At 74.2% G+C, this 20,218-nt stretch carries 12 protein-coding genes; 9 read left to right on the forward strand and 3 right to left on the reverse strand.

The window, feature by feature from the left end:
* Positions 1–85 precede the first annotated feature (85 nt).
* A complete protein-coding gene (locus ACFXG1_RS20600) occupies positions 86–775 on the reverse strand; it encodes a response regulator (RefSeq protein WP_384719047.1) in 690 nt (229 codons plus the stop codon).
* Between the two features lie 134 nt (positions 776–909).
* Here ACFXG1_RS20600 and ACFXG1_RS20605 point away from each other — a divergent pair, with 134 nt between their 5' ends.
* Genes ACFXG1_RS20605 through ACFXG1_RS20620 form a run of 4 tightly spaced genes read left to right on the forward strand, consistent with a single transcriptional unit; the run spans position 910 to position 4,603 of the window.
* Positions 910–1,560 carry a hypothetical protein gene (locus ACFXG1_RS20605; protein ID WP_384743974.1) on the forward strand — a complete coding sequence of 217 codons (651 nt, stop codon included), beginning with the start codon at positions 910–912 and terminating at the stop codon, positions 1,558–1,560.
* Positions 1,561–2,655, forward strand: a complete 1,095-nt coding sequence (locus ACFXG1_RS20610) for a peptidoglycan-binding protein (protein WP_384743976.1) — start codon at positions 1,561–1,563, stop codon at positions 2,653–2,655. It begins immediately after the preceding gene.
* Positions 2,652–3,386, forward strand: coding sequence for an ABC transporter ATP-binding protein (locus ACFXG1_RS20615; protein WP_384743978.1), 735 nt, complete (start codon positions 2,652–2,654; stop codon positions 3,384–3,386). The genes ACFXG1_RS20610 and ACFXG1_RS20615 overlap by 4 nt, the downstream gene beginning before the upstream one ends.
* Positions 3,383–4,603 (forward strand): ABC transporter permease, encoded by a 1,221-nt coding sequence (locus ACFXG1_RS20620; RefSeq protein ID WP_384743980.1) that lies wholly within the window; start codon positions 3,383–3,385, stop codon positions 4,601–4,603. Before ACFXG1_RS20615 ends, ACFXG1_RS20620 begins: the two co-directional genes overlap by 4 nt.
* Before the next feature lie 284 nt (positions 4,604–4,887).
* On the opposite strand, the gene ACFXG1_RS20625 is transcribed toward ACFXG1_RS20620, so the two are convergent.
* Entirely contained in the window at positions 4,888–8,760 is a 3,873-nt protein-coding gene (locus ACFXG1_RS20625) for an amino acid adenylation domain-containing protein (protein WP_384743982.1), read from the reverse strand.
* Positions 8,757–15,287, reverse strand: a complete 6,531-nt coding sequence (locus tag ACFXG1_RS20630) for an amino acid adenylation domain-containing protein (RefSeq protein WP_384743984.1) — start codon at positions 15,285–15,287, stop codon at positions 8,757–8,759. The genes ACFXG1_RS20625 and ACFXG1_RS20630 overlap by 4 nt, the downstream gene beginning before the upstream one ends.
* A gap of 800 nt (positions 15,288–16,087) precedes the next feature.
* Between ACFXG1_RS20630 and ACFXG1_RS20635 the strand changes: the two genes are divergently transcribed.
* The 5 genes from ACFXG1_RS20635 to ACFXG1_RS20655 form a co-directional block, all read left to right on the forward strand.
* Positions 16,088–17,086 (forward strand): class I SAM-dependent methyltransferase, encoded by a 999-nt coding sequence (locus tag ACFXG1_RS20635; RefSeq protein ID WP_384743986.1) that lies wholly within the window; start codon positions 16,088–16,090, stop codon positions 17,084–17,086.
* Positions 17,087–17,118: 32 nt separating this feature from the next.
* Positions 17,119–17,613 (forward strand): VOC family protein, encoded by a 495-nt coding sequence (locus tag ACFXG1_RS20640; protein WP_384743988.1) that lies wholly within the window; start codon positions 17,119–17,121, stop codon positions 17,611–17,613.
* The gene (locus tag ACFXG1_RS20645) at positions 17,610–18,596 is read left to right on the forward strand and encodes a hypothetical protein (RefSeq protein ID WP_384721985.1); all 987 of its coding nucleotides are present in this window, start codon (positions 17,610–17,612) and stop codon (positions 18,594–18,596) included. The genes ACFXG1_RS20640 and ACFXG1_RS20645 overlap by 4 nt, the downstream gene beginning before the upstream one ends.
* Positions 18,593–19,495 (forward strand): LLM class flavin-dependent oxidoreductase, encoded by a 903-nt coding sequence (locus ACFXG1_RS20650; protein WP_384721988.1) that lies wholly within the window; start codon positions 18,593–18,595, stop codon positions 19,493–19,495. The genes ACFXG1_RS20645 and ACFXG1_RS20650 overlap by 4 nt, the downstream gene beginning before the upstream one ends.
* A partial coding sequence (locus tag ACFXG1_RS20655) for a PhzF family phenazine biosynthesis protein (protein ID WP_384743990.1) occupies positions 19,492–20,218 on the forward strand: 727 nt, incomplete at its 3' end. The genes ACFXG1_RS20650 and ACFXG1_RS20655, both read left to right, overlap by 4 nt.

The following is a 20,218-nucleotide window of genomic DNA, read 5'->3' on the forward strand; positions in this document are numbered from 1 at the left end:
GCGGGCGGAGTCCCGGCCGGTCCCGTGAGCCCGCCCGGCGCGTCGTCCTCCCCGCCGGCCCCCGTACCGCCCGCTCGCCGCGTCCTCACAGCGGGCCGAAGCGGTAGCCGAAGCCCCGCACGGTCTGGATGAAGCGGGGCCGTGCGGGGGTGTCCTCGATCTTGGCGCGCAGTCTGCCGACGGCCGCGTCGACCAGGCGCGAGTCCCCGAGGAAGCCGTGGTCCCAGACCGATTCCAGCAGCTGTTCGCGGCTGAAGACGCGCCCCGGGGACGCGGAGAGTTCGAGCAGGAGCCGCAGCTCGGTGGGGGGCAGCGCGATCGGCGTCCCGTTCTTGGTGACGGTGAGCCCGGCCCGGTCGATCACCAGGCCCGCGTGGTTCTCCCCCCGGGCCGCCTTGACCGGTTCGGCCCGGCGCAGCGCCGCCCGGATCCTGGCCTCCAGGACGGGTGCGGTCACCGGCTTGACCACGTAGTCGTCGGCGCCCACCTCAAGCCCACCGACGATGTCGGAGTCGTCGCCGCGCGCGGTCAGCATGATCACGGGGACGGTCGAGCCGGAGGCGCGGAGCCGGCGGCAGACCTCGAAACCGTCGATGCCGGGCAGCATCAGATCGAGGACGGCGATCTCGACGGCCGCGCCCGCCGGTCCCGCCAGCAGGGCGAGGGCCTCCTCGCCGGTGGCGGCCGTGGCGACGTCGTAGCCGTGTCTGCGCAGCACCAGCTCCATTCCGTCGCGTACGGACATGTCGTCCTCGATGAGCAGCACATGGGCCATGGGCCCGATTATGCGCGACGTTTCCCCTGTTCAGGGCCGGTGGGAGCGGGGTGGGGGCCCGGTCCCGGGCATTGTTACGCGTTCATCACGCGGCCATGGAAACGCCGCCATGTCGGGGCTCGACGGTGAGCCTCATGACCAACCACACCGTCTCCCGCGGAGCCGCCCGGCTCCGGCTCGCCGCGGTCGTCGCCGCTCCCCTGCTGGTCCTCTCCGCCGCGTGCCGCGGCGGGGAGGGCGTCCGGGCGCACGAAGGCGAGGAGATCGCCTCCGTCGCCGACCAGCCGGCCCCCGCCGGGTCGGCCCGCGCCGGCGGGGGTTCGCCGAAGCCCGCCGCCTCGGGCCGGAGCGCCTTCTACGACGCACAGCTCACCTACGTCCGGTGCATGCGCACCAAAGGCGGGGTGAAGGACTTCCCCGATCCGAAGCTCAGCGGCTATCTCGACTGGCCGAAGATCGACGACGTCGTGGACCCGAAGGGCCGGGGCGAGGAGTACAAGGGCGGCCGGAACGCTGTGTGCTTCCCCGAGATGGAGGCCGCGATGGAGCTGGCGCCGAAGCGGGACAAACAGAAGGACTACGAGTCGATGCTGGCGCACGCCAAGTGCATGCGCGACAACGGGGTCTCCGCCTTCACCAACCCCACGCTGTCCGGCGGCGGGGTGATCCCCGGCGGCGACCCCAACCCCGGGAACCCGGTCATCGACCCGAAGTCCCCCGGGTACGAGCGGTCCCGTGAGGCGTGCGCGAGCAAGCTGCTCGAAGGTCTGGACGGGATGCAGTAGATGCGACGCCGTACCGGACTCCTCATCGGCGGGACCGCCGTCGCCGCCGCGGTGGGCGCGGGTGCCCTGGTGTACGGCGCCGGCGGGACGGACGGGCGCGGTGACGGCCGCGACCGAGTGCCCGCCACCGCCGCCGTCACCAGGGCCGATCTCGTCCAGTCCCACACCGTCGACGGGAAGATCGACTTCGCGCGGCGCCGGGCGGTGAAGTCGGCCGTGCCCGGGACGGTGACCGTCGCGCCGAGGGAAGGCGCCACGGTCACCCGCGGGCAGGCCCTGTACGAGCTGGACGACAAGCCCGTGACCCTGCTGTACGGGCCGGTGCCCGCGTTCCGCGAGATGAAGGTGGGCGATCGCGGCAGCGACGTCCTCCAGCTGGAACGCAATCTGGTGGCACTCGGCCTCGGACGCGGCATCCTCGTGGACCCCCGCTACGACGAGGCGACCGAGGCCGCCGTCGAACGGTGGCAGACGTCCCTCAACCGCGTCCCGACCGGCCGGGTCGGGCACGGGCATGTCGTGTTCCAGCCCGAGCGGGTCACCGTCGTCCGCGCGGACGCGGCGCTCGCCGATCGGGTGGGGCCCGACACTCCCGTGCTCACCGTCGCCTCCACCCGGCCCGTGGTCCGCGCCGACCTGGGGCAGAACGAGGCACGGTACGCGGCCGATGGTACGAAGGTCGAGGTCACCCTGCCCAGTGGGAAGTCGGTACAGGGCCGGGTCACCGGCACGGTGCGCCCGGCGGACGCTTCCGGGGGCGGAAGCGGAGGGGGAGGCGGAGGCGGAGGCGGATCGGGCGACGGCATCACCGTCGAGATCGCCCTGGACGGCGGTACGTCGGCGGTGTCCGGCGAGGACACCGAAGCCACGGCGAACGTACGGTTCATCAGCAAGAGCCGTCAGGACGTCCTCACGGTCCCGGTGGAGGCGATCGTCGCCCTGCGCGGCACGGACGGCGGATACGGCCTCCAGATCGTGGAGGGCGCCACGTCCCGGATGGTGCGGGTCGAGACGGGGATGACGGCGGACGGCCGGATCGAGGTCGGCGGGCCCGGGATCACCGAGGGGATCGAGGTCGGGGTGGCCGTCGAATGACGTACTCCGTCTCCACCACCTCCACCGCCTCCACCACCACCGGGCCCGTGGTCGAACTGCGGGACGTCGGCAGGACGTACCCGGGCGGGGTTCACGCCCTGCGCGGGGTGAGCCTGAGCGTCGACGCCGGTGAACTGCTGGCGATCGTCGGCCCCTCGGGTTCCGGCAAGTCGACGATGCTCCATGTCGTCGGCACCCTCGACGCGCCCACCACGGGCACGGTCCGGGTGGCCGGGTACGACGTGGGGCGGCTGTCCGACGCCCGGCTGTCCGCGTTGCGGGCCCGCCACATCGGCTTCGTCTTCCAGCACTTCCACCTGGCGGCGGGCCGGGACGCCGTCGACAACGTCGCGGACGGGCTGCTGTACGCGGGAGTCCCCCGTGGCGGACGCCGCGCCCTGGCCCGCGCCGCCCTGGAACGGGTCGGGCTCGGCCACCGCCTGCGGCACCGGCCCGCCGAGCTGTCCGGCGGCGAGAAGCAGCGGGTGGCCATCGCCCGCGCCGTGGTCGGCGAACCGGATCTGCTGCTCGCCGACGAGCCGACGGGCGCGCTGGACTCGGCGTCCGGCGCGGTGGTGATGGACCTGCTGCACGAGTTGAACGCGGCGGGCACCACGATCTGCGTGATCACCCACGACAACGAGATCGCGGCGTCGCTGCCGCGCCGGGTCCGCTTCCGGGACGGGACGATCGTCGCCGACTCCCGCACCGGGGAGGCGGTTCCCCGATGAGCCCGCGCACTCCGCGCCGCGTACGGCGGCCCGGCCCGAAGCCGGCGCGCCCGGCACTCCGGGACGTCCTCGCGCTCGGCGCCGTCGGGCTGCGGGCCCGGCGGGCCCGGGCCGCGCTCTCCGCCCTCGGGATCGCGATCGGGATCGCCACGATGGTCGCCGTGATCGGTGTCTCCCACTCCAGTACATCGGATCTGATGGCACGGCTCGACCGGCTGGGGACCAACCTCCTCACCGTCGAGGCGGGCGAGGAACGGGACGGCACACCGGTGAAGCTGCCGAAGTCGGCGGTGGCGATGGTGGAGCGCATCGGGCCCGTACAGCAGGCCACGGCGACCGGGCACGTCGACGCCCGGATCCGCCGCAGCGACCTGGTGCCCGAGGAGCGGGCGCCCGGGGTCACCGCGCAGGCCGCCAGGACCGATCTGCTGGCGGCGCTCAACGCCGAGATGGCCCGGGGCACCTGGCTGAACAGCGCCAACGAGCGGCTGCCGGTGACCGTCCTGGGTTCGGTCGCGGCGCGGCGTCTCGGGGTCACCGCGCCGGGCGAGAAGATCAGGATGGGGGACGAGTACGTCGTCGTGGTCGGGATCCTCGCACCGGTGGAACTGGTCCCCACCCTCGACCGGGTGGCGCTGGTCGGCTTCCCCGCGGCACGGACCTACTTCGGCTTCGACGGCCATCCCACGATGATCTTCGAACGCTCGCCGGATGCCACGGTCGAGGACGTCCGCGCCGTGCTGGCCCGTACCGTCAGCCCCGGCGCCGAGCACGGTGTCAAGGTCTCCCGGCCGTCGGACGCGCTGGCGGCGAAGGCCGCGACGGACGAGGGGCTGACCGCCTTGATGCTCGGTCTGGGCGCGGTGGCGCTCCTGGTCGGCGCGGTCGGCGTGGCCAACACCATGATCGTCTCGGTCCTGGAGCGGCGCCGGGAGATCGGTCTGCGCCGGGCGCTCGGCGCCACCAGGAACGCGATCCGGATCCAGTTCCTCACCGAGTCCCTGCTGCTGTCGGCCGTCGGCGGAGCCGCGGGAGCTGCCATCGGCTCGGCGGCGACCCTGGGTTTCGCCCGGTTCCAGGGCTGGACCGCGGTGATCCCCCCGTGGTCCCTGGCGGGCGGCGTCGGTGCCACCCTGCTCGTCGGCGCCCTGGCGGGCCTGTACCCGGCGGTACGGGCCTCCCGGCTGCACCCGACGGTGGCGCTGAACGCGATGTGACGCTCCCCTTGCGGGGCGCTTTGGGGGTCCTGAGCCCCGGCGCCGGGCGCTCCAGCTGTCCCTCCGGCCGGGGTGGTGCCGCCACAAGGAGTTTCGGCTGCGGGCCGTCCGTGGCTGGTCGCGCAGTTCCTCGCGCCCCTGGATACCCGGCTGCCCCGCCCGGCAATGCCCCGGCCCACCGGGCGGGGATGTGTTTCGGACGCGGGCCGTCCGTGGCCGGTCGCGCAGTTCCTCGCGCCCCTGGATACCCGGCAGCCCCCGCCCTCGCGGGGCCACCGGGTGGCTCAGGCGGGTGGGACGACACCCGGGGGGCGCAGGGCGGTTGCGAGGGTCGGGCCGATTACCGTGAGGGCGGTGGGGTCCATCAGGCGCAGATGGGCGAAGGGCACCGGGACCACCGTGATGTCGCCGCCGATATGGGGGCGCCACCGGTGGGCCAGGCCGGGGGCTGCGTTGCCCTCGGGCGAGCCGAACACCAGCAGCGGGCCGTCGAAGACCCCGGCGGGCGCCGTCGTCTCGTCCATCAGGCGTATGAGGTTCCGGGTCACGTGCAGGACCCGTTCCCCCGCGCCCACCGCCTCCGCGCGGTCCACCGGGCCGCCGTCCCGGGCGATCGCGTGGACGTCCGGCGCTCCGCCGGCCGCCGGTTCGCCGCGAACGGCGCCGACGGGCCAGGAGTCGATCGCCGCGAGCAGCCCCACCCGGTGGCCGAGTCCGCGGAGCCGTACCGCCAGGGAGTGGGCCACCGTTCCGCCGAAGGACCAGCCGGTCAGCAGATAGGGGCCTTCGGGCTGTGCGCCGGTGATCTGCCGCAGATAGTCGGCGACGAGCGCGTCGTAGCTCTCCGCGAGGCCGCCGGTGCCGTCGAGACCGCGCGCCTGGAGGGCGAACACCGGATGCTCCCGGGGGACGTACGGCAGCAGGCCCGTATAGCTCCAGCCCAGTCCGCTGCCCGGGTGGACGCACCACAGCGGCGGTCCCGCGCCCTCGCGCAACCGGAGCAGCGGGCCGAGGGCCGTGGGGCCCGCGACCGGGTCGCGCAGCAGGCCCGCGACCGTCGGCCGGAGGAAGAGCCGCTGGACGGTGATGTGGACTCCGGCGGCCTCGCGGGCGCGCCGTATCAGCCGCGGTACGAGGAGGGAGTGCCCGCCCAGCTCGAAGAAGTTGTCGTCCGCGCCGATCCGGTCCTCGGGAACGTCCAGGATCTCGGCGAAGACGGCGAGCAGCGCCTTCTGTTCCGGGGTGGCGGGGGCCCGCCCGGACGCGCCGCCGCCCGGTTCAGGACCGGCGGTCGTCGGCGGCGCCGGCAGGGCGGCCCGGTCGGTCTTCCCGTTGGGGGTCAGCGGCAGTTCGGGGATGACGACGACCGCCGAGGGGACCATGGGCGCGGGCAGGGTCTCCCCGAGCGCCCGGCGGATCCGGGCCGGGTCGAGCGCGGCGGGGTCGCCGGACGGGACGGCGTAGGCCACCAGCCGGCGGTCGTCGGCGGAGCGTTCGACGACGGTCACGGCGCCCCGGGCGACGCCCGGCAGCGCGCCGAGCGCGGCCTCGATCTCGCCGAGTTCGATGCGATGGCCGCGGATCTTGACCTGGCCGTCGGCCCGTCCCACGAACTCCAGGTCGCCGCCGGGCAGTCGGCGGACGAGGTCCCCGGTGCGGTACATCCGGCCGCCCGGCGGGCCGTACGGGTCGGCGGTGAACCGTTCGGCGGTCGGGGCCGGACGGCCCCGGTAGCCGCGGGCCAGGCCCTGCCCTGCGACGTACAGCTCCCCCACCACCCCGGCCGGGAGCAGCCTCAGCCGGGCGTCGAGGACGAGGAGGCGGACGCCTTCGATCGGGCGCCCGATGGGCACGGGTCCCGGCGGGGTCGGCTCCCCGGGTTCCAGCCGGTACTCGGCGCAGGCGACCGTGGTCTCGGTGGGACCGTAGAGATTGTGGACGCGTACGTCCGGGTTGCGGGCGCGCCAGCGGTCGAGCAGCGGGCCGTGCAGCGCCTCGCCGCCGATGAGCAGGGAGTGTTCGGGGGCGACGGAGTCCGGAAGCTGGGTGAGCAGCTCCAGATGGCCGGGGGTGGCGCCCATCAGCGTCGGCGGCGCGAGGGGCCCGGCGCCGGGCGCGGCCTCGAACCGTACGCGTCCGCCGCTGATCAGCGGGGTGTAGAGGCCGGGTACCGCCCCGTCGAAGGCGACGGAGAGGCCGATCAGACTCACCCCGGCAGCGGCGGGGTAGCGGTCGCGGCAGTTGCGGAGGTACGCGGCGAGGGCGCCGTGCTCGACGACCACGCCTTTGGGGCGTCCGGTGGAGCCGGAGGTGTAGATCACGTACGCGGGGTGCGCGGGGTGGGCCGGCCCGAGCGGCTTCGCCGGGCCGGGCGGGGCGCCGGGGGGATCCGCCGGTACGTCTCCGTCCAGCTCGATCACGGGCAGGCCGGCGCGGAGGCCGGCGGGGGTGCCGGGCCGGGTCAGCAGCAGCCGGGGCGCGGCGTCACCAATCAGGAAGGCGAGGCGCCGTTCGGGGTTCCCCGGGTCGAGCGGCACATAGGCGGCTCCCGACTTCAGGACCGCGAGCAGCGCCGTGACCAGGTCGGTGCCGGGTGGCAGCAGGACCACGACACGGTCCTCGGGCCCGATGCCGCGGCGGATCAGCTCCCGGGCCAGCCGGGCGGCGCGGGCGTCCAGTTCGCCGTAGGTGAGCCGGTCGTCGCCGTGTTCGACCGCGACGGCGGCGGGGGTACGGGCCGCCTGGTCCGCGATCAGCTCGGGGAGCAGGGGTCCGGCGGGCGCGGCGGGCGGTCCGCCGGTGAGGAGTTCGGCCCGCTCCCCGGGGGTGAGCAGCTCCGCGTCGCCGATCCTGGTGTCAGGTTCGGCCGCGCACACCGCCAGCAGCCGGACGAGCCGGTCGGCGAGGCGCTCCACGGTCGGGGGGTCGAAGAGGTCGCGGGAGAACTCCACGGCCCCCTCCATTCCGGCGACGCGTTCGCGCTGTCCCGCGCGGCGTTCCCGGAGGTGGACGGTGAGGTCCACCTTGGCGTCCGCTTCGACCACGGGTTCCAGGGTGGCCTCGACGCCGGGCAGCCGTGGTACGGCGTCGGTGTCCTCGACCAGGCTGAGGCCGACTTGGAAGAGGGGGTTCCAGGCGGCGGAGCGGACCGGGCGCACCACTTCGACGAGCCGGGCGAAGGGCAGGTCCTGGTGGGCGTAGGCGGCGAGGTCGGTCTCCCGTACCCGGCGCAGGAGTTCCCGGAAGGTGGGGTCGCCGCCGGTGTCGGTCCGCAGGACGAGGGTGTTGACGAACATGCCGATCAGATCGTCGAGTCCCTCGTCGGTGCGTCCGGCGACGGCGGAGCCGATCGGGATGTCGGTTCCGGCGCCGAGCCGGGTGAGCAGTGCGGCCAGCGCCGTCTGGAGCACCATGTAGAGGCTCGCCCCTTCGCGGCGGGCCAGTTCCAGCGCCGCCCGGTGGGTGTCGCGGCCGATGGTCAGGGGGACGGAGCCGCCGCGGTAGCTCGCGACGGCGGGGCGGGGCCGGTCGACGGGGAGTTCCAGGCAGTCGGGGATCCCGTCGAGGGTCCGCCGCCAGTAGGCGAGTTGCTCGGTGGCGAGGCTGCCGGGGTCGTTCTCGTCGCCGAGGAGGTCCCGCTGCCAGAGTGTGTAGTCGGCGTACTGCACCGGCAGGGGTTCCTGGTCGGGGGCCCTGCCGTCGGCGCGGGCCGTGTAGGCGGCGGCGAGATCGCGCAGCAGCGGGGCGAGGGACCAGCCGTCGGCGGCGATGTGGTGCAGCACGATCAGCAGGACGTGTTCCCGCTCGCCGACGGCGAAGAGGTCGGTGTGGAGCGGTGGCCGCCGGGTGAGGTCGAAGGGCCGGTGGAGCGCGGCGTCCAGGGCCGGGCGGAGTCCGGTGGCGTCGACGGTCGTGGTCCGCAGCGGGGGGCGTGCCTCGTCGGGTTCGAGGATCCGCTGGTACGGCTCCCCTTCCGGGTCGGGGAAGACGGTCCGCAGGCTCTCGTGGCGGGCGACGACGTCCGCGAAGGCGGCTTCGAGGGCGGCCCGGTCCAGGTGTCCGCGGAGCCGGTAGCCGAGGGCGATGCGGTAGCCCGTACCGCCGTCCAGCCGGTCGAGGAAGAGGATCCGGGCCTGGGCCTGTGACAGCGGGATCATCGTCCGTCCTCCCCCCGGGGCCTGCGGCGCAGCACGGGCCGCCGCCGTACGCCCTCGGTGGGGCCGGGGTCGGGCAGGGCGGCGGCGAGCGCGGCCGGGGTCGGGGCCTCGAAGACGGCGCGTACCGCGACGTCCACGTCGAGGACGGTACGGATCCGGCTGGTGAGGCGGGTCGCCAGCAGGGAATGGCCGCCCAGGTCGAAGAAGGACTCGTCGGCGCCGACCCGGTCGAGGCCGAGGAGTTCGGCGAAGAGCTCGCAGAGGGACTTCTCGCGGGGGGTGCGGGGTTCGCGGAGGTCGGCCCGGCGCGAGAAGTCGGGTACGGGCAGTTCCCTGCGGTGGACCTTGCCGCTGAGGGTCAGCGGCATCCGCTCCAGGAAGACGGTCGCGGAGGGCAGCATGAAGTCGGGCAGTGACGTGGCGGCGAAGGCGCGCAACTCCCCCTCGTCGACCTCGGTGCCGGGGCGTGGCACGACATACGCCACCAGGCGTTTGCCCGCCCCGGGTGTGCCGTCGTCCCGGACGACGACGGCGACCTGGGCGACCCGTTCGTGGCGGGCGAGTACGGATTCCACCTCGCCGGGTTCGACCCGGAAGCCGCGGACCTTGACCTGGTCGTCGACGCGTCCGGCGAAGGCGAGGTGTCCGTCGTCGGTCCACCGCACCACGTCTCCGGTGCGGTACATCCGGGATCCGGGCGGCCCGAAGGGGTCGGCGACGAACCGGCGGGCGGTGAGTCCCCGGCGGGCCCAGTAGCCGCGGGCGAGGGCGGCTCCGGCGATGTACAGCTCCCCCTTCACGCCCGGCGGTACCGGCCGCAGCCATCGGTCGAGCACATGGAGCCGGGTGTTCCAGATCGGGCCGCCGATGGGTGCCGTGGTCGATTCCCAGCCGGGCAGTTCCTCGGCCGTGAGCGCGAAGGCGGTCACCAAATGGGTCTCGGTGGGGCCGTACAGGTTGTGCAGCCGGCGTCCGGGCCGCAGGGCGAGGAACTCGCGCAGCCGCGGGGTGAGCCGCAGGGCCTCGCCGCCCTGGCTGATGTCGCGCAGCGCGGGCAGGGCGAGGCCCTGTTCCAGCGCGGCTTCGGCGATGGCCTCCACCATCACCTGCGGGGTGCAGATCTCGTGGACGCCGTGTTCGTCCAGCCAGCGGACCAGGGCCGCCGCGTCGCGGCGTACGTCGGCGTCGGGCACGGCGACCTGTTTGCCCGCGGTGAGCGGTTCGATGATCTCCCAGGCGGAGACGTCGAAGCTGAAGGCGGAGAACTGCGCCACCGGGCCCGCGGGGGCGCCGGCCCGGCCCCGGGCGATCCAGTCGGTGTGGTACTGCACCAGGTTGACCATGGCGCCGGAGACCATGGTGACCCCCTTGGGGGTGCCGGTGGAGCCGGAGGTGTGGATGACGTAGACGGGGGTGTCGGGCACGAGGGGGGAGGTGCGTTCGGCGTCCCGGACGTCGTGCCCGGGGCGGGCGGCGATCCGGTCCCGTACGCCCGTGTCGTCCAGCACGATCCGGGGCACGCCCCCGGGCAGTGCGGCGGCGGTCGCCCCGGTGGTCAGCAGGGCCGCCGGGCGGACGTCGTCCAGGAGGAAGGCGATGCGCTCGGCCGGATAGCCGGGGTCGAGCGGCAGATACGCCGCCCCGGCCTTGAGGACCGCCCAGACCGCGGCGATCAGGTCGGTGGAGCGGGGCAGGGCGATGGCGACGACCCGTTCGGGGCCCGCGCCGTGGGCGATCAGCTCGCGTGCCAGCCGGTTCGCGCGGGCGTTGAGCGCGGCGTACGAGAGCAGCTCGCCGGCGGCGGTGACGGCGGGGCGCCCGGGGTCCCGGTCCGCCCAGGCCTCCAGCAGCTCGGGCAGGGTGGCATCGGCGACGGGGTGGCCGGTCGCGTTCCAGCGGGTCAGGACCCGCTCCCGCTCGCCCGGCCGGAAGAGTTCCAGGGCGCTCAGCCGCAGCTCCGGCCGGTCCGTGACCGCGCGGATGAGCAGCAGCAGCCGTTCGGCGATCGTCCGGACCGTGGTCTCGTCGAAGAGTTCGGTACTGAAGTGGACCGCGCCGCCGAGCCCGGCGGGCCCGTCGGCGGCGGGCGAGGTGTCGTCCAGTTCGATCACCAGGTCGAAGGGGGTCGTGCCCTTCTCCACGGTCGCGCGGCGGGCGGTGACGCCCGGGAGGTCGAGCCGTCCCGCGCGGGTGTTCTGGAGGACCAGCATGACCTGGAACAGCGGATGCCGGGCCGGCGACCGTTCCCGTACCAGGTCCTCGACGAGCATTTCGAAGGGGATGTCCTGGTGGGAGAGGGCGTCGAGGGCGGACTCCCGTACCCGGTCGAGCAGTTCGGCGAAGGAGGGGTTGCCGGCGAGGTCGGTCCGCAGGACGAGGGTGTTGCTGAAGAAGCCGACGAGGTCCTCCAGCGCGGCGTCGTCGCGGCCGGCGGTCGGGAAGCCGATCGGGATGTCGTCGCCCGCGCCGAGTTTGCCGAGGAGGGCGGCGAGGACGGCCTGCACCACCATGAAGAGGCCGGCGCCCCGGGATCGGGCCAGGTCCTCCAGGGCGCGGTGGAGGTCGGCGGGGACCGTGAGGGGGATCGACGCGCCCCGGGAGGTGGCGGTCGCCGGACGGAGCCGGTCGAACGGCAGGTCGATCTCCTCCGGCAGTTCGGCGAGCGCCGTCCGCCAGTAGGCCAGTTGGCGGGCCACGACGCTGCCGGGGTCGGCGGCGGTGCCCAGGAGGTCCCGCTGCCAGAGCGCGTAGTCCGGGTACTGGACGGGCAGCGGCGGCAGCGCCGGGGCGCGGCCGTCGCGGCGGGCCGTGTACGCCTCCGACAGATCGCGCAGCATCGGCCGGTGCGACGAGCCGTCCCCGGCGATGTGGTGGATCACCAGCAGCAGGACGTGCTCGTCGGGGCCGGTGGCCAGCAGGGTCGCCCGCAGCGGCGGTTCGCGGTCGAGGGCGAACGGAAGCCGGGTGAGCCGGGTCAGCTCGGCCGCGAGCCCTTCCGGTGGTACGGGGACCACCGGCAGGGCGAGTTCGGCGGCGGCGGGGTCGAGGACCCGCTGCCGGGGTTCGCCGTCGGTGGCCGGGAAGACGGTGCGCAGCGACTCGTGCCGGGCCGTCAGATCGCCGAGCGCCGCCCTCAGGGCGGGGACGTCCAGCGTTCCGGTGAGCCGGAGCGCCATCGGCTGGTGGTAGGTGGCCTCGTCGCCCCGGAGCTGGTGCAGGAACCACAGCCGTGACTGGGCGTACGAGAGGGGGATCCGTTCGGGGCGTACGGTACGGACCGGTCCTGCGGGCCGGGGTGTCCTCGGTGTCTCGGGCGCGGCGCCGTGGCCGGGGCCGGTCGGCGGGACGGGGCCCAGCCGGGCCGCGAGGGCGGCGACGGTGGGTGATTCGTACACGGTACGGATCCCGATCTCGCGGCCGAACCGGGCGCGGATCCGGCCCAGCAGCCGGCCCGCCGACAGGGAGTGGCCGCCCAGGGCGAAGAAGTCGCCGTCGCCGCCGACCCGGGCCGGGTCGACACCGAGGACCTCGGCGAAGACGGCGCACAGCGCCTCCTCGACGGGTCCGGCGGGCGGGCTCGCGCCGTCGGGGTGCTCGGCCGCGGGGACCGTGAGGGCGGCCCGGTCGACCTTGCCGTTGGAGGTGAGGGGGAGTTCGGCGACGACGACGATCCGGGTGGGGACCATGGCGGAGGGGAGGACGGCGGCCAGCTCGTCGCGGACGGCGGCGGGGTCGGGCCGGGCCCCGGGTCCGGCTCCGGCTCCGGGTCCGGGTCCGGGTGCCGGGACGACGAACCCGGTCAGCCGGGTGCCCGTACCGTCGTCCCGGGCGACGGCGGCGGCCTGTCCGACGCCCGTACAGCGGACGAGGGCCGACTCGACCTCGCCCAGTTCGATCCGGAAGCCGCGCACCTTGACCTGGCCGTCGGCCCGGCCGATGAACTCCAGCTCCCCGCCGGGGAGCCGGCGGACCAGGTCACCGGTCCGGTACATCCGGCCGCCCGGCGGGCCGTAGGGGTCGGCCGTGAACCGTTCGGCGGTGAGCGCGGACCGGCCGAGGTAGCCGCGGGCCAGTCCGGCGCCCGACAGATACAGCTCGCCCGCCACCCCGTCCGGTACGGGCTCCAGCCCGCCGTCGAGGACCCTGACCACGGTGCCGGGCACCGCCCGGCCGATCGGCGGGTCCGTGCCGCGCGCGGGGGCCGCGCAGGGGTGGCGGGTGGCGTCGACGGTGCTCTCGGTGGGCCCGTAGGCGTTCCACAGGGCGCGGCCCGGTCCGGCCCAGCGGTCCACCTCCTCGGCGGGCAGGCGCTCGCCGCCCGCGGACATCAGCCGCAGCGCGGGCAGTTCGGCGGGCCGCAGCGGTGGCAGCACGCCGGGGGTGACATGGGCGACGGTGACGCGTTCCCCGGCGAGCAGGGCCTGGAGGGCGTGCGGGTCGACCCGCTGCTCCTCGTCGGCGAGCACCACGGTCGAACCCGCGGCGAGCGGGACGAACAGGCCGATCACGGAGGCGTCGAAGGTGAAGGCGTGCCAGGCCAGCACCCGGTCGTCGGGCCGTAGTTCGTGGTGGGCCGCGGTGGCGCGGACGAAGAGCGCGATGGACCGGTGGGCCACCACGACGGCTTTGGGACGGCCCGTTGAACCGGAGGTGTAGAGGGCGTACGCGGGGTTCTCCGGGCGCAGCGGGGCCCGGAGCTCGGTGCGGGTGACGGGGGTGTCGGGGACGGGTTCCGCCGCCTCGGCCGCGGTGTCGTCGATGAGCAGCAGGGGTCCGTCCGGCCGTATCCCGGCGAGCCGGTCGGCCAGTTCGGCGACGGTGACCACCAGCGCGGGGGCGCAGTCCCCGAGCGCGTGGGCGATCCGCTCCGCCGGATGGCCGGGGTCGAGGACGACCTGGGCCGCGCCCGCCTTGAGGACGGCCACCATGGCGACCACGGCGTCCGGTGTCCGGGGCAGCAGGAGCGCGACATACCGTTCGGGTCCTGCGCCGCGGGCGATCAGCCGGCGGGCGAGCCGGTTGGAGCGGGCGTCGAGTTCGGCGTACGTGAGGGTCGTCGCGCCCTGGACGACGGCCGCGCGCCCGGGGTCCCGGGCCGCTCCCTCCGCCAGCAGCGCCGGCAGGACGGTCCGGTCACGGCCGGCGGCCGGTTCGCCGTGGCCCGCCGCCAGGACCCGGGTCCGCTCGGGTCCGGTCAGCAGGCCTATCCGGCCGAGGGGGGTGTCGGGGGGCAGTTCGGCCAGCCGGGACAGGAGTTCCGTCAGCCGGGTGGTGTGCCCGTGCTGTTCGGCGCTGCTGTAGAGGCGGGGGTCGGCGTCGAGGACGAGGCGCATCCCGCCGTCGGGCTCGTGGTCCCACAGGGTGAGGCCGAGGTCGTGGAAGGGTCCTGTGGAGAGGTTGTGCGTGGTGTAGTGGCCCTCGCCGAAGGCGCCGTGGCGGGTGAACGGGATGACGTTGACGGACATCGACCACAGGGCGTCGCCGGGCACCGTCCCCAGGTCGCGGCCGAGGTCCTCGGAGCGGTAGCGCTGATGCCAGAAGGCGGTGCCGATCCGGCGGGACGCCTCGGCGACGAGGTCTTGCAGCGACATCCCGGGCCGGACGGGGAGCCTGATCGGGACGATGTTCGACATCATGCCGGGGACCGCGGGGGTCCCGGGGCGGCCCGGTGCCGCGGTGTCGAGGTCCCGGCCGGGGACGGCGAAGCCCACCACGACGTCCTGTTCGCCGGTGACCCGGCCGGTGTAGAGAGCGGTGGCCGCCACGGCGAACCGCGCGGTACCGGTCCGCAGCGCCGCGGCGGCGTCCCGCAGCCGGGCGGCGTCCGCCGGGGAGACGGCCCTCTCCTGTCGCCGGCGCTCCCGGGCCGGTCCCCGGGGGCTGAGCCCGCCCGGGCTGCGGGGGGCGGGGCGGGCGGCCAGCGCGTCGAGCCAGTACGCCCGGTCCTCGTCGAACCCGGCGGAATCCCGGTAGGCGGCCTCCTGGGCGAAGAGGTCGCGCAGCGGGGGGAGGGCGGGCTCCGGTACGGCCCGGCCCGCCGCGAGCGCCGTGTAGATCCGCGCCAGCCGGTCGCCCAGCACGGCGTAGCTGAGGCCGTCGAGAACGAGGTGGTGGCAGCCCCGGTAGAAGAGGAACCGCCGCTCCCCCAGCGGGAAGAGCGCCTGGCGGACCAGCGGCCCGGTCAGCGGGTCCTTTAATCGCGCCAGGTCCGCCCGCATCCACTCCAGGGCCGCCGCGCGCGGATCGGGCTCACCGAGGACGTCGACGACCGCCAGAAGCTCGTCGGGGGGCGGGCCGATGTACTGCGCCGGTCCCCCGTCGTCCTCGCGCAGGACCAGCCGCAGGGTCTCGGCCTCGTCGGTCAGCCGCCGCAGCGCCGCTCGGAACACCCCGATGTCCAGGGGCGCGGTGATGTCGAGGTATTCCCCGACGTTCAGGATGGAGCTGTCCGGATCGAATTTCTGGGCGTACCACATACCCTGCTGGCCGGCCAGCAGGGGCAGGCCTTCCGCACGGCGGTCCGGCATCTCACACCTCTTAGGTCGTCTCTTTCGGATCCATGACATCGGTGACGGCGGCACGGAAGAACTGACGACGCGCGACGGAATCGGCGGGGAACAGCGGAAGAACGGCGGGAAGGCCTCCGGATACGAACCCGCCCGGGACGCCCGGGGCGTGCCGGGGGATCACCCCGCCGGGTACAGGTGTACGGGGTATCCGCCGGTGGTCCGGACTACCGCGGGGAAAACCCGGGCCTGCCGCGCGGCCGACACCCGGGGGCGCCGCGGTCGGCTCGTAGCGGCGACCACGACCGAACCCGGGCCGGTGCGCGCCCACCCCGATACGGTGTTTCGCGATTCACTGCGTTCCCCGTTCTGGTGACGACGGCGGCCGTCTTCCTCAGGTGGTCACGGGCAGAGAAGTGGACACAGTGTCACCTGATGTCCCACAAAGGGCAAGACCTCCGTTGGCCATGGTCATCGCGCCACCCGGGCGCCCCCACCCGGCATCTCCCCCTCTCGACAAGGGCACGTCGGCTGGGCATCCTGGCACTCCGCCGACACGATTCAGGCCACTAGCCATCAGAGGGGCGGGCAGGGAGTATGACCACCGCATCGCGGGGCGCGGCGTTCGATCGGCGAACGCCGGTTTGCCGCCGTAACGCCCCGGGGGAGAATTCCTGTCGTCCCTCGTGGGGCATCTGAACTTCTGTGCTTCCGGCCTTCCGAGAGTTCCCCGTCGGGGCGGCCGGGCAGTTCTCCGCACCGTGTTTCCTCCGGCCCGTCAGGGCACCATCCGGACAGCGAACAACTGGGAGCGAGCGGGCATGTCTCTTCAGGACACCGAAAGAGCAGTGGCACATATCTTCAATTCGGCCGTCGCGGCCTCCGCCATCAGCGCGGCCTGGGAACTGGGCGCACTCGACGAGCTGAAATCGCGGGGCGCGCTCGACATCGGCGAGTTCGCCGCCGAGCGCCGGCTCGACTTATCCGCGACGACGGGGCTCTTTCGCGCCCTGGCCGCTGTGGACATCGTCGAACGCGCCGACGACAAGGTGACCCCGGCCGGGAACTTCGACGAGACGTACCGCACCCGTTCCTTCTTCCACTGGCTCTCCCGGGGCAGCGGCGATCTGTTCCGCCGGATGCCCGAGCTGCTTCCCGAGCGCAACCGCACGGGCGACTACTACCAGCGGGACAGCGCCGCGATCGCCGTCGCCTGCCGGGAGATCAGCTCCTTCTGCTACGACCCCTGGTTCGACGAGGCCATCGACGGGCTCGACTTCGAGCCGGGGGTCGTCGCGGATCTGGGCTGCGGCAGCGGTGAGCGCGTCCTCCAGCTCCTGCGCCGACACCCGCGGGCCCACGGGGTGGGGATCGACATCGCCGCGCCGTCCCTGGAGGTCGCCGCGGCCGCCGCGGACGAGGCCGGGTTCGCCGAGCGGGTCTCCTTCGTCCTGGCGGACGTCCTGGAGATGGCGGCGCGCCCCGAGTTCGCCCGGGTGGATCTGCTGACCTGCTTCATGATGGGCCACGACTTCTGGCCGCGCCCCCGGTGCGTGGCGACGCTGCGGCGACTGCGTGAACTCTTCCCCGGGACCCGGCGGTTCCTGCTGGGCGACGCCACTCGCACCGTGGGGACGGCCGACCGCGACCTGCCCACCTTCACCCTGGGGTTCGAGGTGGCGCACGACCTCATGGGCACGTTCATCCCGCGGGCCGACGACTGGGAGTCCGTCTTCGCGGAGGGCGGCTGGCGGCTGCGGAAGAAGTACGCGATCGACATCGCGGTCGGCGAAGTGATCTACGAGCTGGAACAGCTCTGACCGGCCCGGCGCCGACCGAAAGGGAATCCCCCGTGACCCCGCCCGTACCACCCCTGCCACCCGTACCGCCCCTGCCACCCCGACTGCACCACATCGCCGTCCAGACCGCCGATCTCGCCAACAGCGTCGCCTGGTACGAGGAGTACTTCGGCTGCCGCCCCACCTGGTCGACGGACGCGTTCTCCCCGCTGACCCGGAGCCGGCTGCCCGGCATCGTCGTGATGGCCGAGGTGGAGGCGGAGGGGATGCGGTTCCATCTCTTCGAGTACGCGGACTGCGACGGCCGGAGGCTGCCACCGGACCGCCCCCAGTTCCAGCACGTCTGTCTGGTGGCGACGTCCTCCGCCGACCTGCGGGAACGGCGCCGGCACTGGCTGGCGGTCCGCGACTCGGGCCGCTTCGTCTTCGCCCACGACGAGGAGCCCACCGAGGTCGTCGTCGACGACGACGGGGTGGAGAGCTTCTACTTCCTCGACGTCAACGGCCTGGAATTCGAGTTCACCCATGTTCCGGAGGGACCGGCGTGAGAACGACATCGGCATGGCGGCCCGAGGCCGCCCTGGGCTTCTCCCGGCGCCCCGGCTGGGACTTCGGCGACTACCCCTACTCCATGGAGCCCCTGACCCTGCCCCATCCGCCGGAGGCCGTCACCCAGGCGCCCGGAACGCTCTCGGCGGCCGCCGACGACGCCGTCACCCGCTTTCTGGCGGAGGCCCGCGAAGGATTCGGGACGACCACTCCGGTGGACGCCGACTCGCTGGAGCGGCTGTTCTGGTTCCGGTGGATCGTCGGGCACCATGTCTCGTTCGTCATCTGGCGGCTGATCGCCGACGCCCTGGCCGAGGTCAACGACGGCACCGGGGACCAGGACGCCGCGGCCGTCCGGCTGACCGAGTACGTCCGGGCGTACTGCGGCATGCTCCTGTACACGGGATCCAGCACCCGGGAGATCTACCAGCGGACGATCCGTCCCAGCATGTACCGCCAGCACGACAAGTTCAGCGGCACCTGGGCACCGGACTATCCGGCCGTCCGCAGCCTCTTCCGGGGCCGTAAACCGCCGCCCGTCGTCCCGCACCGGGCCGCCGGCCTGCTGCGCGAGGTCACCCTGACCAACCAGATCCATCTGGGGGTGGCCTCCAAACTCGTCGACCAGGGCCGGTCCCTGTTGCAGGCCGCCGTCCTGGAGGGCAACATCGCCTCGCACCGCACCTGGGGCGCCGTCTTCGACTGCTACTTCCTCACCCTCCGCGCGCCGGTGGGCCCGGAGGAGGTGACCGCCCAACTGCTGCGCCGGCAGAAGGCCGTCGCCGTCGACCTCAACACCAACGGCCTCTACCCCGATGTCGGGGAACCCCTCGATCCGGTCCCCGACGAACTGCGCGACCCCGCGGTGACGGAGTGCGAGAAGGATCTGATCCCGGCCCTGGTCCGGACGGCTGCCCTGGCCGCCGGACGGCCCGCCGACGCCGACGCCGACGCCGGGTCCGGCACCCCGGCGGCCCGGTGAACGCCCTGCGCCACGGCGTCGTGATCCTCCCCGACCAGCGCTGGGAGACCGCCCGCCACCGATGGGTCCGCGCCGAGGAACTCGGCTTCGACCACGTCTGGACGTACGACCATCTGATGTGGCGGTGGCTGCGGGACGACCCCTGGTTCTCCGTCGTCCCCACCCTGACGGCCGCCGCCGCCGCGACCGACCGGATCACCGTGGGCACCCTGGTCGCCAGCCCCGCGTACCGCCATCCCGTGCCGTTCGCCAAGGAGATGATGACCTTGGACGACATCGCGGGGGGCCGGCTGATCTGCGGAGTGGGCGCGGGCGCGGGCGGCTTCGACGACGAGGTGCTGGGCGGGGACCCGCCGACACCCGCCGAACGCGCCGACCGGTTCGCCGAGTTCGTCGAACTCACCGACCAGCTGCTGACCAAGCCCGCGACCAGCTACGACGGCCGCCACTTCCGCTGTCGTGACGTCGCCATGCGGCCCGGCTGTCTCCAGCGGCCCCGGATCCCGCTCGCCGTCGCCGCCACCGGGCCCCGGGGGATCCGGCTGGCGGCCCGGTACGCCGACATCTGGATCACGGCGGGCCGTCCCGGCTGGGGCGAACCCCTCCCCTACGAGCGGGCCCTGCCGGGCCTCGCGGAGCAGTCGGCGGCGGTCGACGCGGCCTGTACCGCCGTCGGACGGGACCCGGCGTCGCTGCGCCGGATGGTCGTCACCGGCGCGATGATCGAGGGGGTCATCGCGTCGGCGGAGTCCTACGCCGACGCCTGCGGACGGTTCGGCGGGCTCGGCTTCACCGACGTCGTCAGCCACTGGCCCAGGACCGGCTTCCCCTATCAGGGGCGGCCGGAGGTGCTCGACGAGATCTCCGCGGCCGTCCTGCGACCCGGGGGCCGCGGGTGATCCCGTACGAGATCGTCCATATGTTCACCGACCGGCCGTACGCGGGCGGCGCCCTGGCCGTCCTGCCGGACGCCGCGGGGCTCGGCACGGCGGCGATGGCGACGCTCGCCGCCGAACTGGGCACCACCGAGACCGTCTTCGTCCTGCCCGCCGCGAAACCGGACGAGGACTACCGGGTCCGGGTGTTCCAGCCCTCCGGCGAGACACCGTTCGGCAGCCACAGCGCCGTCGGCACCGCGGCCACCCTGGTCCGGCTCGGACACCTGCCCGCCGGGCGGGTGGTCCAGGGCTGCGGCCCGGGCCGCCAGAGGCTCGACGCCACGGCGGCCGGGGCCGCGCTCATCGGCGCGGGCCCGCTGCCCGCCACCGGAATCGACCCGGCTCCCCTGCTCGCCGCCGCCGGTCTCACCGGCGCCGACACCACCGCCGATCCCCCGCTGGCGACCGGATTCGGCGCCCCCTTCGCCCTGCTCCCGGTCCGGGACTCCGCCCTCTCCCGGGCCCGCCCCGACCCCGACCGGATGGCGGCAGACGGCCTGAAGGCGCTCTGTCTGCTCGCCTGCGCCCCGGACGGCAAGACCGTCAGGGCGCGGCTCTTCGCCCCCGGCTTCGGCATCCCCGACGATCCGGCGTGCGCGCCGGTGGCGATGGCGCTCGGGCTCTGGCTCGCCGCCACCGGACGGCTGCCCGCCGGGGACGGCGACCACCGGTACACCGTCCACC

The sequence above is a fragment of the Streptomyces sp. NPDC059248 genome (assembly GCF_042753905.1).
Lineage (GTDB): Bacteria > Actinomycetota > Actinomycetes > Streptomycetales > Streptomycetaceae > Streptomyces.

Excerpts from the sequence above, each read along its gene's own strand:
- ACFXG1_RS20635 (WP_384743986.1), top strand. The coding sequence starts at position 16,088 with ATGTCTCTTCAGGACACCGAAAGAGCAGTGGCACATATCTTCAATTCG.
- ACFXG1_RS20630 (WP_384743984.1), bottom strand. The coding sequence starts at position 15,287 with ATGCCGGACCGCCGTGCGGAAGGCCTGCCCCTGCTGGCCGGCCAGCAG.
- ACFXG1_RS20615 (WP_384743978.1), top strand. The coding sequence starts at position 2,652 with ATGACGTACTCCGTCTCCACCACCTCCACCGCCTCCACCACCACCGGG.
- ACFXG1_RS20600 (WP_384719047.1), bottom strand. The coding sequence starts at position 775 with ATGGCCCATGTGCTGCTCATCGAGGACGACATGTCCGTACGCGACGGA.
- ACFXG1_RS20625 (WP_384743982.1), bottom strand. The coding sequence starts at position 8,760 with ATGATCCCGCTGTCACAGGCCCAGGCCCGGATCCTCTTCCTCGACCGG.
- ACFXG1_RS20620 (WP_384743980.1), top strand. The coding sequence starts at position 3,383 with ATGAGCCCGCGCACTCCGCGCCGCGTACGGCGGCCCGGCCCGAAGCCG.
- ACFXG1_RS20610 (WP_384743976.1), top strand. The coding sequence starts at position 1,561 with ATGCGACGCCGTACCGGACTCCTCATCGGCGGGACCGCCGTCGCCGCC.
- ACFXG1_RS20605 (WP_384743974.1), top strand. The coding sequence starts at position 910 with ATGACCAACCACACCGTCTCCCGCGGAGCCGCCCGGCTCCGGCTCGCC.